Annotated in this window: 1 protein-coding gene; it reads right to left on the reverse strand. The window is 59.5% G+C overall.

The window, feature by feature from the left end; all coding sequences use genetic code 11:
• Nucleotides 1-2260 (reverse strand): TonB-dependent receptor (locus tag AB4Z11_RS29755; RefSeq protein ID WP_442029494.1); only part of this gene is annotated, 2260 nt, incomplete at its 3' end.
• Between the last annotated feature and the right edge of the window lie 49 nt (nucleotides 2261-2309).

Below are 2309 nucleotides of genomic sequence, written 5' to 3' on the forward strand. Positions count from 1 at the left end.
GCCATGCGTAGCTGATACGGGCGTTGAACTTATCGTTCTCGTAGTAGCCGCCGATATTGGCGGTGACTTTCGAAGCGCCCAGCATGTCGCATGGATTAGCCGTGGTCGAAGTCTGAGTCTGCGGGCAGGAGCCGAACTTCTGTTTCGAATCCGCCAGGGTCAGGTTGCCGTCCCAGCCGAAGCCGGTCGCAGCGATTGGCATCTGCAGGTTGAATTCCAGGCCCTTCACTTCAGCATCCACATTGATCGGAGACGTGATGGTGTAGTCCGCGAACACTGGTTTGTTCTGCTGTTGCGAGGCACGCGAATCGATGAAGGTGCCGTGGCTGATACCGTAGCCCACGTAGTTGCGCAGATCCATGTAAAAAGCGCCAACCGAAGCCAGGGCGCGCGGTGCGAAGTACCACTGCAGCGTTGCGTCCAGGTTGTTCGAAATGGTCGGCTTCAGCGCTGCGTTACCGCCGTTACCGGTATGGGTTTCGTCGGTCAGCTGCACAGTACCACCCAGTGCACCGAAGTCGGGGCGGGTCATGGTGCGGGAGATGCCCAGACGGCCCACGACATCTTTCATCAGGTCCAGACGCAGGTTGGCGCTTGGCAGAACTTCGGTGTGGTTATTGTCCACGCGGGTCTGCTGCACGAAACCACCCCATGGGAAGGCTGGCAGATTACCACCTGGGAGCTGTACCGGCAGGATCTGGTAACCGTTGGACTGCCCTTCGGTACGCACCACGCGCACGCCGGCGTTACCACTCCAGCCCTCGCCTTCGAAGTCGCCCGAGACGTAAGCCGCCTTGGTCTTCTCCTTCAGGTTAAACATATCCGGATAGTAGATACGGGTCTCACTGCGGTTGGAGTGCTCGTTACCCCACTGTTGCAGGATGGCGCGGTCCAGCTCCCATACGTTGCGTGGGAATTCACCTCCCAAGTCGCTGGCGAAATCACTCGGGTATGTATTGCCGTTCCAGGCGGGGTTGCTGTTTGCCGTTCCGGTTTCCGTATTAGCAAAGTTCGGGCCTTGCGACACTTCGAAATTGCTGCGCTTGTGGCTCGTGCCGCGTACGCCGAACTTCAGCTCGCGCAGCGGACCTGCGTCCACGCGGAAGGCTGCGTCCAGCTGGCCGTAGTTTTCTTCATCGGTGGTGGTTGCCGGGCTGGCGCCAAACACCCAGTCCAAAATAGTGCCAGTGAACTTGGACGTGTCAATGCTTGGGAACTTCACGGATACCGGAGCACCCAGGCCGTTCAACTGATAGCTCACGCCGGAGTTGTTCACGTCACCTTCATACACGCCCTGCGATGGGGTGGCGCCGCTGCCCTTGGTGCGGCCGAAGGAACCGCTGATGGTCAGCTCATTGGTTGGACGCCATTTACCGGAGATGTCGGCAAATTCGCTCTTCGCGTAAGCGCCTTCACGCACGATGTCGTCGACGATACCGTAGCGCAGTGGCGCCGCTGCCGTACCCTTGTTGGAGTAGTTCACGGAGGTCAGCGTGCCATTGCGCACGGTGTACGAATCCGGAATCACATTGCCGCCAATCGCGCCGTTGGCGTTCATGTCAGTCATGTAGTTGCGATTGTAGTTGGACGCTTCCAGCTTCGAATTGAAGTAAGTACCTTCCAGTGAGAAGTCGCGGCTTGGCTTGATCTGTGCAACCACCATACCGCCTTTGCGGTCACGCTCCTGCTCGAAGAGAGAGGAGCCGATCAGGCGTGGATACCAGACGTTTGCCAGATCGGGCTTCGCCTTGGCCAAGTCGCTGGTCGGCGAAATCTGGGTCCATTGCAGAATTTCCTGGCCATCACGGCGCAGGTGGCGCTTTTCCTTGAAGCCTTGCAGCAAAACGCCGAAGGTATTGGCATCGTTCTTCCAGTTGATCAGACCGGAGAATTGCGGGTCGGTCTTGCCAGCCAGGGTGGTGTACACGCCCTGGATGGAGCCTTCCAGCGACAGCGACTGCTTGAAGTCCAGTGGGTGACGGGTCAGGATGTCGATGGTACCGGCCGAACCGCCTTCCACCAGGTCAGCGGTCGGCGACTTGCGCACCACGACCTGACCAACGATCTCGGAGGGCAGCAGGGAGTAGGAAGTGGTACGGCCCACGGCGCCGCCCACCTGGTCCAGCACGAACCAGTCGCCGGACGATACAGCGTGGCCGTTGATCAGGGTCTGGGTCAGGGCCGGTGCAGTACCACGCAGGCTGACGCGGTCGTTTTCGTCGAAGCCACCGGAACCGGCAGCGGACTGCGAAATGTTCACGCCAGGGAGACGCTGCAGGGAGTCTGCAACGTTCTTGTCAGGCATCTTG

It is taken from the genome of Pseudoduganella sp. RAF53_2 (genome assembly GCF_052113985.1).
Lineage (GTDB): Bacteria > Pseudomonadota > Gammaproteobacteria > Burkholderiales > Burkholderiaceae_D > Rugamonas.